We start from the raw sequence: 14,863 nt of genomic DNA, 5'->3' as shown, positions 1-14,863 counted from the left end.
CAGATATCCCCGCCCTTCGGCGGGGATATTTTTTTATCCTGACAACTTTGATACATTGATGACGCCAATACTGGATTTTTGCTTGCACGGATCGCACTGAATGCCTTATCTATCTCCTCTTGAACTCTCCCCGGAACAAATTTCCGTTACTGAGCTGAAACAGCAGCTTGACCAGTTTGCTGAAAGCCAAAAAGAACAGTTTCTCAATCATCAACCAGTCACCGACCTGGTACTGGGACGGGCCGATTATATCGATCTGTTACTGAACCGGCTGTGGCACCATTTTGGGTTCGCCGATAAGCCGCACATCAGCCTGGTGGCGGTGGGTGGCTATGGACGCGGTGAGCTGCACCCGCTTTCGGATATCGACATCCTGGTGTTGACCCAGAAGCGGATGCCGGAGGCGCTCAGTGCCAAAGTCAGCGAGTTTATTACCCTACTGTGGGATTTACGCCTGGAAGTCGGCCATGCCGTGCGCACCGTCGACGAGTGTGGTGACATCGGCCGTCAGGATCTGACCGTCGCCACTAACTTGCAGGAAGCCCGGCTGTTATGCGGCTGCGAAGATACTTTCCGTAAGCTAAAACAGATCGTCTGGTCGGATTCGTTCTGGCCCAGCGAAACTTTCTACCGGGCCAAAATTCAGGAGCAGCGTGAACGTCATGCTCGCTACCATGACACCACCTATAACCTGGAGCCGGACATAAAATCCACCCCGGGCGGCCTTCGTGATATTCACACCCTAAGCTGGGTGGCCCGGCGCCACTTTGGTGCCACATCGCTGCTGGAGATGAGCCGGTTCGGCTTTCTGACCGATGCCGAATACCGTGAACTGGTTGAGTGTCAGGATTTCCTCTGGCGGGTGCGTTTTGCCCTGCATCTGGAACTGAAGCGTTATGACAACCGACTCACCTTTGCCCATCAGGCCCAGGTAGCGGAGCACCTCGGTTTTCACGGTGAAGGCAACCGTGGTGTCGAGATGATGATGAAAGAGTTCTACCGCACGCTACGGCGGGTGGCTGAGCTGAATAAAATGTTGCTGAAGTTGTTCGATCAGGCCATTTTGAACAATGGGGTTCAAAGCGAAGCTGAGATCATCAGTGAAGACTTTATCCGCCGGGGAAATCTGATTGAGGCACGCAAGCCGGCGCTGTTTCAGGCCCGGCCCGAGACGATACTGGACATGTTCCTGCATATCGCCAGCGATTCCACCATCGACGGCGTTGCCCCGCCGACGCTGCGTCAGTTGCGCACGGCCAGGCGCAGGCTGAACAAGTTCCTGCACACCATTCCCGCCGCGCGGGAGAAATTTATCGAGCTGTGCCGCCACCCCAACGCTCTGGCCCGGGCATTTAGCCTGATGCACAAACTAGGCGTACTGGCCGCCTACCTGCCGCAGTGGAGCCAGATCGTCGGACAGATGCAGTTCGACTTGTTCCACGTTTATACCGTCGACGAACACAGTGTGCGCCTGCTCAAACATATCCACACGTTCAGCGACCCGGCCAATCACTCCAAACACCCGATCTGCTGTGAAGTTTATCCGCGTCTGCAGAAGAAAGAACTGCTAATCCTGGCCGCGATTTTCCATGACATCGGTAAAGGGCGTGGCGGCGATCATTCCGAGATCGGCGCGGAAGAAGCGTACCAGTTCTGCATTGAACACGGTCTGTCAAAGCCCGAGGCCAAGCTGGTTTCCTGGCTGGTGCGCCACCACCTGTTGATGTCAGTTACCGCTCAGCGACGCGATATCTACGATCCGGAAGTGATCACTGAATTTGCCAAACAGGTCCGTGATGAAGAGTACCTGGAATATCTGGTCTGTTTGACCGTGGCCGACATTTGCGCCACCAATCCGGAGCTGTGGAACAGCTGGAAGCGCACCCTGCTGGCGGAACTGTTCTATTCTACTCAGCGAGCTCTGAGACGTGGGCTGGAAAATCCGGTCGATGTGCGAGACCGTATCCGCCACAATCAACAACTGGCGTCCGCGCTGCTGCGCAAAGAAGGCTTTACCGCCCGGGAAATTGAAGTGCTGTGGCAACGTTTTAAAGCCGATTACTTCCTGCGCCACACCCACAAACAGATCGCCTGGCACTGCGCCAACCTACTGCGTCATCAGGATCCAGACCTACCGCTGGTGCTGATCAGCAAAAAAGCCACCCGGGGCGGCACAGAGGTGTTTGTCTACAGTAGGGACCAGAGCGGCCTGTTTGCCTCTGTGGTGGCCGAGCTCGACCGGCGCAATTTTAACGTCCACGATGCCCAGGTTATGACCAGCAAAGACGGCTATGTGCTGGATACTTTCATGGTGCTGGATCAAAACGGCGAAGCGATTGATGAAAACCGTCATAAAGCGGTGATCAAACACCTGGAACACGTGCTAAAAGATGGCCGGCCGACCAAGATTAAAACCCGTCGCACGCCGCGCAATCTGCAACATTTCACCGTGAAAACTCAGGTCGACTTTCTGCCGACCAAGAGCAAAAAGCGTACGCTGCTGGAGCTGGTCGCACTGGATACCCCGGGCCTGCTGGCCACGGTCGGCGCCACCTTTGCTGAGCTGGAAATCAACCTGCACGGGGCCAAAATCACCACCATAGGTGAACGGGCGGAAGATTTGTTTATTCTCACCAGTCACAACGGTGGCCGGTTAAGTGATGAGCAGGAGCAGATGTTAAGGGAGCGACTTATTCGTAATGTCGCTGAGTTGGCGCCAAATTAAGCGCGATCTTGCCCACAAGTTAGTGAGTTGTTCTAAAAATCAACTACCTACCACGCAAATAGACTGCTACATTAAAGAGGATATTCACAACACGAATCAACATGAAAGAGGTAGCCTATGTTTCCAAACCTCACCAGTCTAGGAATTCAGGACCCTAGACAGATTGAGCGCTATACACTACGCCAGGAAGCGCACAAGGACGTGTTAAAAATCTATTTTCTCAAACAGAAAGGTGAACTGTTTGCGAAAAGTGTCAAATTCAAATACCCACGTCAGGTGAAGAATGTATTGGTCGACAGTGGCAGCCATCAATACAAAGAAGTGACCGAAATTAACCGTAACCTTACTTTGGTCATTGATGAGCTAAACAAAATCACCAAACCGGAACGCATAGCTGAAGTTGACGTAAAACAGAAAATTCTCAATGACTTGCGTCACCTCGAAAAAGTGGTCGCCAGTAAAATCGCTGAAATTGAGTCTGACTTAAATAAGCTTTCCTAACGTTAAGACCAGACATTAAAAAGGCTCCTCCAGGAGCCTTTTTTGTCACCAACCAGTGCTATTTTGAAGCCATTACCAGCCCAGCCAGTGACCCACCAGCCACAAACTGATCCCGGCCATCACGCCGGCAACGATGTCGTCGAGCATAATACCCAAACCGCCGTGAACCTGGCGATCCAACCAGCCGATTGGCCAAGGCTTGACCATATCGTAAAAGCGGAACAGCACAAAACCGGCCAGCAGCCAGTGCCAGTCAAACGGGTCCAGCCCCAGTAACGGCACCACCAGCATGGTCAGCCAGAAGCCGGCAAATTCGTCCCAGACGATGCTACCGTGGTCGTGCACCCCCATATCATCCGAGGTTATCTGGCAAATGCGGACACCAACAATACAGCTGACCAGCACTACCAGGCCATACAGCGGCAGCGGCAGTTGCACCAGCAGCAGATAGAAGGGTACCGAAGCCAGCGTGCCCATGGTGCCAGGCACCACCGGCGACAGCCCGCTGCCAAACCCGGTTGCGAGCAGGTGCCAGGGGTTTTTCAGTGAAATACGTGAAACAGGATTCGTCATATAGCTGGCCCTAAGGTCTGAAATGGTCAAAACCGTGCAACTGCCAGTCGACCGGTTCACCGTGGTTAAGCAGTTCAAACTGCCCAGCTGGCCGCACCTGGCCGATACAGCTGATGGCGCAGCCACAATGGGCCAGCGCGCTGTCTATCGCGCCCTGATGCTCTTTCGGTACGGTAAAGCAAAGCTCATACTCTTCACCACTGGTTAACGCATATTGCTTAGCCAGGGTGGAGTTACCGACGAACTGCAACAGCTCATTGGACATCGGCAGCGCCTCTAGCTGAATACTGGCCCCTACCTCAGACTGTTTGAGAATATGCTGCAGATCGGCGATCAGACCGTCTGAGATATCAATGGCAGACGAGGCAATGCTACCCAATGCCTGGCCAGCCAGGACGCGTGGCGACGACAAATAGTGGCGCTGCTCGAGCAGATCGGCAAATGGACGCTGACGCAGGCTTGAATCCAGTATCACTTCCAGCCCGGCTTTACTGTCGCCAAGCTGGCCGGTCACATAGATCAGATCGCCAGCCTTGGCACCGCTGCGGGTCAGGGTTTTCTCTCTGGAGACAAAACCATGCACGGTAATGGTAATACTGAGCGGCCCTTTGGTGGTATCGCCGCCGATCAGCTGAATGCCGTAATAGTCGGCCAATTTGAAAAAAGCGTCGCTAAAAGCGGCTAACCAGCCCTGATCGACCGACGGCAGCGTCAATGCCAGCGAGGCCCAGGCCGGCGTGGCCCCCATCGCGGCTAAGTCACTGATATTGGCTGCCAGCGCTTTATGGGCGACCAAAGCGGGATCCGCTTGCGCTAAAAAATGGGTTCCTGCGACCAGGGTATCGGTACTGATGGCGATCGAGACGTTATCCGGACTCTGTACGATAGCGCAGTCATCTCCGGCAGCCAGCTGCACATCTTTACGCTGGGACTGTCGACCGACAAAATATTGGTTAATTAAGTCAAATTCCCCTGACATCCTACTACCTGTTTCTTGATGGAACTGATTCAAGTATAAAAAAGGCCAGCATGTGCTGACCTTTTCCAACTGATGTAAGCTTATTTTTTGCGTACATGCGGGGCGGCTTTATCCAGAACCCCGTTAATGAACTTGTGGCTGTCTTCGGCAGCGAAAACTTTGGCCAGTTCGATCGCTTCATTGATAACGACTTTGTACGGAACGTCCTGACGTTTAGTCATTTCGTACATAGCAAGACGCAATAGCGCCAATTCCATCATGTCGAGATCCTGCATCGGACGTGACACGAACGGGCGCAATTTACTGTCGAGTTCAGTGTGACTAAGAACGACTCCAGTGAGCAAATCACGGAAGTAATCGACGTCGGTATCGGGCGCACTCAGAGCAGGCTCGCTGGCATGATGTTCTTCTTCATCATATTTGCCGCCAGACAAGAACTGTTCTTCAATAGTGGCAACATTCTCTTTAGTAATTTGCCATGAATAAATTGCTTGCAGAGCAAACTGACGTGCGTTACGACGTGCGGCTGGTTTCACACTGGCCCCCATTAGGAATCGATTTCGGAAAGAACGTTAATCATCTCAAGCGCACTCAGTGCAGCCTCTGCACCTTTATTACCAGCCTTGGTTCCGGCGCGCTCGATAGCTTGATCAATAGTGTCAACGGTCAGCACACCAAATGCCACTGGAAGACTGTACTCCAGTGAAACCTGTGCAAGACCTTTATTACATTCACTGCAAACATAGTCAAAGTGTGGTGTACCACCACGGATCACGGTACCCAGAGAGACAATAGCGTCAAATTTGCCGGTTTTGGCCACGCGTTGCGCGACTAATGGTAGTTCAACTGCACCCGGGCAACGTACCACGGTAATATTGTCTTCACTAACTTGTCCGTGACGCTTTAAAGTATCGATGGCACCAGATAGCAGGCTTTCGTTAATAAAACTGTTAAAACGTGAAATAACGATAGCAATTTTTGCATTCGGCGCTGGGAAGCCACCCTCGATCACTTTCATAAGCTTTCCTTTAACTTTGTTCATCAAGTGAGAATCGCCGGATTCTAGCACAGATTTGTGAGCAATATCTAATGATATTTGGCGCCCGACAAGGCCCACCCAGGCCCGGCATAAATTGGAAAAACCCAGCGAAAGCGGTTGCTAGCGCTGAGTATAATTTACCGTTACGGGTCGGTGTTATTCGCAGACGTATTCGACAACGTTGAGACCAAAACCACCCAGAGCATGGTATTTCTTGTTGCTGGACGACAGCAGGCGCATATCGTGTACCCCCAGATCAGCCAAGATCTGCGAGCCTACTCCGACGCGACGAGAGGTACCTTGCTTTTTCGCCAGTGTCGGCGCTTGACCGTTGTCCTGCGCTTCAAACATTTTCACCCTGTGGATCAGCAACTCGCTGGACTCTTCCTTACCAAGAATAACCAGCACGCCGCCTTCCTGACCAATGCGCTGCATCGCTTTTTCCAGCGTCCAGCTGCGCTCGGCATTGCGGTCGCTTCGCAGCAGATCGGTAAAGGTGTCCTGCAGGTGTACCCGCACCAATGGCGCGCTTTCGCTTAAATCGCCTTTCAGCAGTGCGTAGTGGATTTGGTTGTCGATGGTATCGCGGAAGGTCACCAGATCGAATTCTCCGAATTCGGTCGGCAGCTTACACTGAGCCACACGTTCAATCGTGGTTTCCGTGTTGTTGCGGTATTCGATCAGGTCGGCGATGGTACCCAGTTTGATGCCGTGTTTTTCCGCAAACACCTCCAGATCCGGACGACGCGCCATGGTGCCGTCATCGTTAAGGATCTCGACGATAACAGCCGCGGGTTCCAGACCGGCCAGACGAGCCAAGTCACAGCCGGCTTCGGTATGACCAGCGCGGGTCAGCACGCCGCCTTCCTGAGCCGCCAATGGGAAGATATGCCCGGGCTGAACCAGATCTGCCGCTTTGGCATCGGCAGCGACCGCTGCCTGAACGGTACGGGCACGGTCGGCAGCAGAAATACCGGTGGTCACACCTTCTGCGGCTTCAATAGAAACGGTAAAGTTTGTGGTGTACTGGGCATTATTGTCTTGCACCATAGGTGGCAAGCCCAATCGTTCACAACGCTGTTTGGTCATGGTCAGGCAGATCAGGCCGCGGCCGTGAGTAGCCATAAAGTTAATCGCTTCTGGCGTGATATGCTCCGCCGCCATGATCAGGTCGCCTTCGTTCTCGCGGTCTTCGTCATCCATCAGGATAACCATTTTGCCGAGGCGGATATCTGCAATGATTTCTTCCGAGCTACTAATTGCCATTTCACTGTTCCTATTATTGGCTGCTTTCTGCAAGCAATCTTCTATGAGGCTTCGCGCTGTTGAGGTTAGTTACGCAAAGCCGTTTTGTTGTAAGAATTCCAGGGTAATCGCCGACTCTGGTTGTGGGTCTGACGCCTGGCCTTGCAACAGGCGCTCCATATAGCGGGCCAGCACATCCACTTCCAGGTTAACTTTACGTCCGACCTGAAAACCATCAATGGTAGTTTCCGATCCAGTATGAGGCACTATGGTCAGCTTAAAGGCATCTTTACGCAAGTCATTCACCGTCAGACTGATACCATCGACGGTAATTGAGCCTTTTTGTGCGACATATTTGGCCAGTTCATCGGGCAATGCAACCCAGAACTCTATCGCCCGACCAACCTGATGGCGTTCAACGATTTCCCCCACCCCGTCAACATGACCGGAGACAATATGGCCGCCAAAACGGGTGGTCGGCAGCATGGCTTTTTCCAGATTAACCCTATCGCCGGCCTGATAGTGAGCAAAGCCGGTTTTTGACAGTGTCTCTAAAGAGAGGTCGGCGGTGTAACTGTCGGCGGTCATCGCCACAACCGTCAGACACACGCCGTTGGTTGCGATGCTGTCACCCAGTTTCACATCCGCCATATCCAGTTTACCGGCTTGAACGGTAACACTGATGTCCTCTCCACGCGGGGTAATGGAAGTTAAGGTTCCGACCGCTTCTATGATTCCAGTAAACATGCGCTTGCTTCTTGCTATTCAGTTAAATTAATTTTTCGCAACCGGTATCGCCACAACGCGAATATCCGCTCCGACTTGTCTGACATCCTGGATGTCCAGATCGATAACCTGACTCATCTCTGCCAGGTTGAGTGCACCAAACAGGCCACGACCATCGCTGCCCATCAGCTTCGGTGCCAGATACAGCACCAACTCATCGACCAGATTCGCTTTGATCAGACTACCGGCTAACGTTGCCCCGGCTTCCACCCAGAGGTGGTGGATGTTATGGCTCTGGGCCAGTTGCTGAAATAACGCCGCCAGTTCGATTTGGCCTTCGCTGGTAAGCTGCGGGTGGATGTCGCCCTCTGCGCCTACCCTAATGATATCACCGGGCTGCTGCAGCAGTTTCAAGCCACCCATCAGTTGATTCTGCCGATCGAGAATCACTCTGGGCGGCTGACGAAGGTTGTGCTGCGGATAGTGACTGCGCACGGCCTCCGGCAACTGCGACCAACGCACGTTCAACGAAGCGTCGTCGTCGATCACTGTGCGACTGGTAGAGAGTATCGCGCCTGCCATGGCTCGGTAAGCCTGGACATCACTGCGAGCCTGGGGAGAGGTAATCCACTGGCTCTGACCATTAGCCAGTGCGGTCTGGCCGTCCAGGCTGGCGGCCATCTTCAGCTGCACAAACGGCATGCCGGTCTGCATGCGCTTGATAAAACCGGAGTTCAGTGCTTTGGCGTCCTGATTGAGCAGGCCGACTTCAACGTCAATACCGGCATCTTGCAACATTTGAATGCCGCGTCCCGCCACTTGGGGGTTGGGATCCTGCATGGCACAAAAGACTTTGGCGACTCCGGCTTCAATTAGTCCCTTGGCACAGGGAGGGGTGCGGCCGTAATGGGAACAGGGCTCCAAGGTGACATAAGCGGTCGCACCTTTGGCTCGTTCACCGGCCATACGCAGGGCATGGACTTCTGCATGCGGCTCGCCCGCCCGCAGATGAAAACCTTCCCCGACTATCTGGCCATTTTGCACGATCACGCAGCCGACATTGGGGTTAGGTGCAGTGGTATAACGCCCCTGTTTGGCCAGCCCAATCGCCCTAGCCATCATTTGATGATGAAAATTCAATTCGCTCATGGTCGGATCAATTTTCCAGTCTGGCGATCTCTTCACCAAACTCGCGAATATCTTCAAAACTGCGATAAACCGATGCAAAGCGGATATAAGCAACCTTATCCAGCTCTTTGAGCTGATCCATCACCAGGTTACCGATCATCTCGCTGGGCACTTCCCGCTCACCGGTGGCCCGAAGCTGCGATTTGATATTACTGATGGCCAGTTCAACCGCATCAGCGCTAACCGGACGTTTCTCTAACGCTCGCTGCATGCCACCGACCATTTTATCTTCGTTGAATGGTTCCCGGTTGCCGTTCGATTTGATCACTTTTGGCATCACCAACTCGGCAGTTTCAAACGTAGTAAAGCGTTCATTGCAGGCAAGGCACTGGCGGCGTCGACGTACCTGATGACCGTCGGCAACCAGACGTGAATCAATCACTTTTGTGTCGTTCATTGAACAAAAAGGACAATGCATATCACCTCCGAATAGTTGCAGCTAGTTTAGCGGAATTAGCCAGTCGAAGAAAATGAAAAGGGGCCCGATGGCCCCTTTTCGTTAAGCTAGCTGGCATTTTGTTAACTGCGAGCCAGATAATCAGCCCGGCCGACCCATTTGTAGCTGGTCAGCTCTTCTAGCCCCATCGGACCACGGGCGTGCAGTTTCTGGGTTGAGACCGCCACTTCAGCACCGAGACCAAACTGTGCGCCGTCGGTAAAACGGGTCGAAGCGTTAACGTACACCGCCGCTGAACCGGCAGAATTTATAAACCGCTCAGCGTTGGTCAGATTGTTGGTCATGATGGCATCGGAATGGCTGGCATTGTGCACCCGCATGTGTTCAATCGCCTGGTCGATATCCTCCACCACTCGTACCCCTAAGGTGTAGCTGAGCCATTCAGTATCAAAATCGCCCTCTTGCGCGTCGCGAACACTTTCTGCCGACAACAGAGCTTTGGCTTTGGCGTCGGCAACCAGTGCCACCTGGCCGTTAAGCCGCCCGGCCAACATCGGCAGAAATTCTGCCGCGACTGCCTGATGCACCAATAGGGTATCCAGTGCGTTACACGCCGACGGACGCTGCACTTTTGCGTTTTCAACCACATCGACAGACTTGGCCAGATCAGCGCTGTCATCGACAAAGATATGGCTGATACCAAAACCGCCGATAATCACAGGGATGGTACTGTTTTCCTTACACATTTTGTGTAGCCCTGCGCCACCACGCGGGATGATCATGTCGACGTATTCGTCCAGCTTCAGCAGCTGTGACACCAGCTCGCGATCCGGCTTTTCAATGTACTGAACCGAGGCTGCAGGCAGCTGAGCTTTTTCCAGCGCCGACTGAATCACTTTCACCAGCGCCATGTTGGAGTGGAAGGTTTCGCGGCCACCGCGCAAAATACTGGCGTTGCCGGTTTTCAGACACAGGGCAGCAATGTCGATGGTGACATTCGGCCGGGCCTCATAAATTACGCCCACCACGCCCAAAGGCACCCGACGCTTGGCCAGTGACATACCGTTTTCCAGTACTTTGCTGTCCAGTTCGCTGCCGACCGGATCCGCCAGACTGACCACATTTCGGACATCATCGGCGATCGCTTTCAGCCGCTGCGGATTTAACAGCAAGCGATCCAGCAGCGCATCCGACAAGCCAGACTCGCGGCCCAGTGCAATATCTTGTTCGTTGGCCGCCAGTATCTCGGCCGCATTGGCTTGCAGTTCATCTGCCATAATGGTCAGCGCTCGATTTTTTTGCGCCGTCGAAGCCGTTGCCAGAGCATAGGAAGCCTGTTTGGCTGCCTTGCCTAAATTAATCAAATCCACCCTAAAATCCTCTTTCATTGAGCGTTAAATAACGACCAGATCATCCCGGTGTATGACTTCCGCACCGTAGTCATAGCCCAGGATGTGAATAATATCTTTACTGTGTTTGCCAATAATCTTTGCCATATCACGGCTAGAGTAACTGGAAATGCCTCTGGCGATCAATTTGCCATCACGGTTGGTAATGCGCACCACTTCACCGCGAGAAAATTCACCGTGTACGCGTGTAACCCCTTTGGCCAGTAAGCTGCTGCCTTTGGTTACCACCGCGCCGACTGCACCATCGTCAATGACGATATCACCGCTGGCACTTGGTCCGGCCAGAATCCAGCGCTTGCGGTTTTCCAGCGCTTCATCACAAGGCAGGAAGCGGGTACCATGCGGCTGGCTGGTTAGCGCGTCGGTAATCACATTGGGTGCACTACCGGCGGCGATAATCACTTCAATTCCCGCCCGGCGGGCAATATCTGCCGCTTGCAGTTTAGTCGCCATGCCACCCGTACCGAGCGTGGTGCCGCTACCGCCGGCAATTTTACGCAGGGTATCGTCGATAGTTTTTACTTCTTTGATCAGTTCAGCGTCGGGATCTTTGCGCGGATCGGCGGTAAACAGGCCTTTCTGGTCGGTCAGCAACAGCAGCTTGTCGGCACCACACAGGATACCAACCAGGGCAGACAGGTTATCGTTGTCACCCACTTTAATTTCACTGGTCGCCACGGCATCGTTTTCATTCACAATCGGTATGATGTCGTTATCGACCAGCGCATGAATGGTATCCCTGGCGTTCAAAAAACGCTCTCTGTCTTCCAGATCAGCCCGGGTTAACAGCATTTGGCCGATTTTCAGCCCGTAAATCGCAAACAGTGATTCCCAGCTTTGAATCAATTGGCTTTGCCCCACCGCGGCAAGCAGCTGCTTGCTGGCCATCGAGTTGGGCAATGCGGGGTAACCGAGATGCTCACGTCCGGCGGCAATAGCTCCGGAAGAGACCATCACTACTGAGTGTCCTTGTTTTTTCAGTTCGGCACATTGGCGGACCAGTTCCACCATGTGGGCACGATCGAGTGCCAGGGTTCCACCAGTCAATACACTGGTGCCCAGCTTGACCACTACTGTCTGCCCGCGGGATTGATTCAATTTCATGATTTTGTCGATTCGATTCACTTTCAGTCTGAGAACAAGATGTTGTAACAATCAAATCGGGATTAGACAAGAGCAAAAAGGCACCTACCGGTGCCTTTTTTACTCTATTCATACAATTTTAAGCCTTTCGCTGCGCGGCTCAGACAAATTCAACCGATTCCTTGTGCAGCTCGACTGCCAGGTTGAAGCGCGAATCCAGCAATTCGACCAGTTTCTGGTGGAAGTCTTCTTGGGTGCGGGTGACTTCCGCCGTCGCTTTGGCAGGCAGCCTCTCTTCTTGCCAGTCACCGGAGCTGTCATAACGTCCGATCCGATAACGAGCGGCGAACTGTTGATCTTGCAGCTCAAGCTCCATCCACCAGCCCCAGAACTCCCGGTCTTCCGGTGATTTTTTGTCATTGACACACACTGACAAACAGTCAAACAGGTAGAAATTCTCCCTTGACTGGCATTCTCTGAGGTAGGGACCGATCGCTTTTAAGGCGGTCAGCAAGCGAAAGTGCGCGGGGGTTTTCGTCACTTCTGACATATTGACTCTCCATTTCAATTATTAGAATGACAATTATTATTATTTATTAGTGGTTTAATACTTTCCCTATATATAACTGTTACCTAATAAAACACATTTGTCACCTAAATAATTCATCCTCCAGCCACTTTATCGACATATTCAACGCTTGCTCATAACCAGCAGATATCTTATTAGACTTGATTTGCTGCGCTTTTCCGTAGTCGCTGAACAGTGCGACTAAGCGGTTATCCGACAATGGTGAGACCGGATCCCCTTCTAAACTGAGCGCCAGGATCGGCACCCTGGTTTTACGGCTGGAGAGGAATCCCTGCACTTTCAGCGACCAGGCCATCAGTTGCCCGGCCAGACTGTCGATATCGACCGCACCTTTATTTAGCCGCGATGCCAGTACGTCCAGATACATCTTGGGCATATTCTTCACTTTGGCCGGAGAGGACAAGATATCGTGGATAGGTGCACCCAGGCTGACGCAGGCTTTGATTTTTTCCTGCTCTATAAACGACAGCCGTACCATGGCATTGCCACCAAAGCGGAAACCGACCAGTCCGACTTTGTAATGATCCACCCAGGGTATATCGGGCAACGCGTTCAATACCGCCTGGTGCAAACAGGATGAATCTTCCGTTAGCGGCCAGTGTTGGCTATGTCCGAGGGACGGCATGTCGACGGTCAGCATTGCTATACCGCTCGGTGCCAGATGATCCCTGAACAGACGCCACATATCCGTCTGCAGGCTATCCAGGCCGGCACTGACGATCACCACCGGCTGCGGCTTGTCTGTGCTGGTCAAGTGCAGGTTAGCGATAATTTTCCGCTTCTGATACGGGATTTCTATCTGTTTAATGGTGTACTTGCTGAGCTTGGCGGCATTTTGATAAGCGGTATTGGCCAATACCTGAGCCTGCGCTGAAAGGTTATCATTTTTCAGATGCGGATAACCGGCAATACTGAAACAGAGTGACGCCGAAAACAGCTCTTCGGCAGCCTGGTCACCGGATAAGGTTTCAGACTTTTTCTGATGCTGCATACCAAGCCGGGTCCACTCAAACGCCCAGTTTCCGCTGCGGTAGCCCATCACGGTATCCAGCCAGTTGTCGTCACTGCGTGAATGCTTGGAGGAGGCGATATTGGCTAACACCGCCTCCTGCTCTATCGGATTGACCCCTTGCCAAACCCACTGCAAGCGACGCACATTACGGTACCAGGCGTAACCATCCTGACGTTTTTTTTGCTCGAGAAGTGTCTGACTGCTGGGCATATACTGAGTCAGAGTCGAGGTTTCTTTAGCTTGTTTATGTTTCTTAAACAGGTTTTCAGACAGGTTTTTGCTGGGTTGCTCAGACATAACGGCTCTGCGGCAGATAAGAAGAATGATTCTAATAGTAATAAAAAAAATACCCCTAAGTCGGGGTATTTCTCAATTATTTACCGGTTCACTCATTTTTGCTTACGGTTAATCGGCTCAACGTACTGGATTGTCATGTCCCATGGCTGCTCAATCCAGGTTTCCTGCGGAATATCGACAATGTACTCGTCGACCAGATCCACCCCGGCAGGCTTAGCACAAACCGTTACCAATTTCGCTTTCGGATACATTTCACGAATTTTACGCGCGGTATCGCCGCTGTCGACCAGATCATCGACAATCAGGAAGCCTTCACCATCGTGTTCAGGTGCTTTTAACACACTCATATCGCGCTGGTGATCATGATCATAGCTGGAGATACACACGGTATCGACATAACGGATACCCAGTTCACGGGCCAGAATGGCCGCCGGAACCAAGCCACCGCGGCTGACGCCCAGGATGCCTTTCCACTGCTCTGCCGGCATCTGCTTTTCTGCCAACTGACGGCAGTAAGTCTGCATATTATCCCAAGTGATAACGAATTTGTTGCTCATGGTAAAAACCCAATTGTAAAAACGACACAGGCCTGCTACTGACAGCGATGTCAATCAGCAGGCCTTAGCTAGCTATTATTAATCCCGATTCTATTGTTAGCTCAGGATGTATTTCAGGATGAAAATTGCCGCCATCACCCATACGCTGAGTGATACCTCGCGGCCTTTACCACTGAACAGTTTAATAGCAGCATAAGCAATAAAGCCCAGTGAGATACCTTCTGCAATAGAGAATGTGAAAGGCATCATCAGGCACGTAACCACGACAGGTGCCGCTTCAGTCAAATCGCGCCAGTCGATGCTGACCAGGCCTGACATCATCAGGATCGCGACATAGAACAGGGCACCTGCTGTTGCATAGGCCGGGATCATACCAGCTAATGGCGAGAATAACAGTGCTAACAGGAACAAAACACCGACAACTACAGCGGTCAGTCCGGTACGGCCACCTTCAGCCACACCTGACGCACTTTCAATATAAGAAGTGGTGTTAGAAGTCCCCAACAGTGCGCCAATAGAAGTCGCTGATGAATCCGCCAGCAG

General features: G+C 52.5%; 16 protein-coding genes. 2 read left to right on the top strand and 14 right to left on the bottom strand.

Going from position 1 to position 14,863, the window contains the following annotated elements; genetic code table 11:
• The first annotated feature begins 100 nt into the window (after positions 1-100).
• Both glnD and ACQY6F_RS03145 read left to right on the top strand, forming a co-directional pair.
• The gene (gene glnD, locus ACQY6F_RS03150) at positions 101-2,725 is read left to right on the top strand and encodes a bifunctional uridylyltransferase/uridylyl-removing protein GlnD (RefSeq protein ID WP_428772126.1); all 2,625 of its coding nucleotides are present in this window, start codon (positions 101-103) and stop codon (positions 2,723-2,725) included.
• Between the two features lie 117 nt (positions 2,726-2,842).
• On the top strand, positions 2,843-3,226 hold the full coding sequence (locus tag ACQY6F_RS03145) for a DUF3461 family protein (protein WP_428772125.1): 384 nt from the start codon (positions 2,843-2,845) through the stop codon (positions 3,224-3,226).
• Between the two features lie 72 nt (positions 3,227-3,298).
• Here the strand turns inward: ACQY6F_RS03145 and pgpA are convergent, their stop codons facing one another.
• The 14 genes from pgpA to ACQY6F_RS03075 all read right to left on the bottom strand — a co-directional run.
• Positions 3,299-3,799, bottom strand: a complete 501-nt coding sequence (gene pgpA / locus ACQY6F_RS03140) for a phosphatidylglycerophosphatase A (protein WP_428772124.1) — start codon at positions 3,797-3,799, stop codon at positions 3,299-3,301.
• Between the two features lie 10 nt (positions 3,800-3,809).
• Entirely contained in the window at positions 3,810-4,778 is a 969-nt protein-coding gene (gene thiL, locus ACQY6F_RS03135) for a thiamine-phosphate kinase (RefSeq protein ID WP_428772123.1), read from the bottom strand.
• Positions 4,779-4,858: 80 nt separating this feature from the next.
• Positions 4,859-5,326 carry a transcription antitermination factor NusB gene (nusB, locus tag ACQY6F_RS03130; protein WP_428772122.1) on the bottom strand — a complete coding sequence of 156 codons (468 nt, stop codon included), beginning with the start codon at positions 5,324-5,326 and terminating at the stop codon, positions 4,859-4,861.
• The gene (ribH, locus tag ACQY6F_RS03125) at positions 5,326-5,796 is read right to left on the bottom strand and encodes a 6,7-dimethyl-8-ribityllumazine synthase (RefSeq protein ID WP_004415274.1); all 471 of its coding nucleotides are present in this window, start codon (positions 5,794-5,796) and stop codon (positions 5,326-5,328) included. The genes nusB and ribH overlap by 1 nt, the downstream gene beginning before the upstream one ends.
• A gap of 177 nt (positions 5,797-5,973) precedes the next feature.
• Entirely contained in the window at positions 5,974-7,083 is a 1,110-nt protein-coding gene (gene ribBA / locus ACQY6F_RS03120; protein ID WP_428772121.1) for a bifunctional 3,4-dihydroxy-2-butanone-4-phosphate synthase/GTP cyclohydrolase II, read from the bottom strand.
• A gap of 69 nt (positions 7,084-7,152) precedes the next feature.
• Positions 7,153-7,809: a riboflavin synthase gene (locus ACQY6F_RS03115; protein ID WP_428772120.1), complete on the bottom strand. Its 657-nt coding sequence runs from the start codon at positions 7,807-7,809 to the stop codon at positions 7,153-7,155.
• 27 nt (positions 7,810-7,836) lie between these two features.
• Positions 7,837-8,910, bottom strand: a complete 1,074-nt coding sequence (ribD, locus tag ACQY6F_RS03110) for a bifunctional diaminohydroxyphosphoribosylaminopyrimidine deaminase/5-amino-6-(5-phosphoribosylamino)uracil reductase RibD (protein ID WP_428772212.1) — start codon at positions 8,908-8,910, stop codon at positions 7,837-7,839.
• 34 nt (positions 8,911-8,944) lie between these two features.
• Positions 8,945-9,394: a transcriptional regulator NrdR gene (gene nrdR, locus ACQY6F_RS03105; protein ID WP_428772119.1), complete on the bottom strand. Its 450-nt coding sequence runs from the start codon at positions 9,392-9,394 to the stop codon at positions 8,945-8,947.
• 101 nt (positions 9,395-9,495) lie between these two features.
• Positions 9,496-10,743: a glutamate-5-semialdehyde dehydrogenase gene (locus tag ACQY6F_RS03100; RefSeq protein WP_428772118.1), complete on the bottom strand. Its 1,248-nt coding sequence runs from the start codon at positions 10,741-10,743 to the stop codon at positions 9,496-9,498.
• Between the two features lie 24 nt (positions 10,744-10,767).
• Positions 10,768-11,886 (bottom strand): glutamate 5-kinase, encoded by a 1,119-nt coding sequence (proB, locus tag ACQY6F_RS03095; RefSeq protein WP_428772117.1) that lies wholly within the window; start codon positions 11,884-11,886, stop codon positions 10,768-10,770.
• A gap of 139 nt (positions 11,887-12,025) precedes the next feature.
• Positions 12,026-12,415 (bottom strand): sigma factor-binding protein Crl, encoded by a 390-nt coding sequence (crl, locus tag ACQY6F_RS03090; RefSeq protein WP_428772116.1) that lies wholly within the window; start codon positions 12,413-12,415, stop codon positions 12,026-12,028.
• A gap of 100 nt (positions 12,416-12,515) precedes the next feature.
• Positions 12,516-13,763, bottom strand: coding sequence for an esterase FrsA (gene frsA, locus ACQY6F_RS03085; RefSeq protein ID WP_428772115.1), 1,248 nt, complete (start codon positions 13,761-13,763; stop codon positions 12,516-12,518).
• Between the two features lie 92 nt (positions 13,764-13,855).
• Positions 13,856-14,320, bottom strand: coding sequence for a xanthine phosphoribosyltransferase (gene gpt / locus ACQY6F_RS03080; protein ID WP_428772114.1), 465 nt, complete (start codon positions 14,318-14,320; stop codon positions 13,856-13,858).
• 96 nt (positions 14,321-14,416) lie between these two features.
• A partial coding sequence (locus ACQY6F_RS03075; protein WP_428772113.1) for a solute carrier family 23 protein occupies positions 14,417-14,863 on the bottom strand: 447 nt, incomplete at its 5' end.

Source organism: Vibrio sp. (assembly GCF_050299255.1).
In the GTDB taxonomy this organism is placed as follows: domain Bacteria; phylum Pseudomonadota; class Gammaproteobacteria; order Enterobacterales; family Vibrionaceae; genus Vibrio.
The sequence above is the reverse complement of the archived record's forward strand: the minus strand, read 5'-3'. Positions and strand labels throughout refer to the sequence as shown.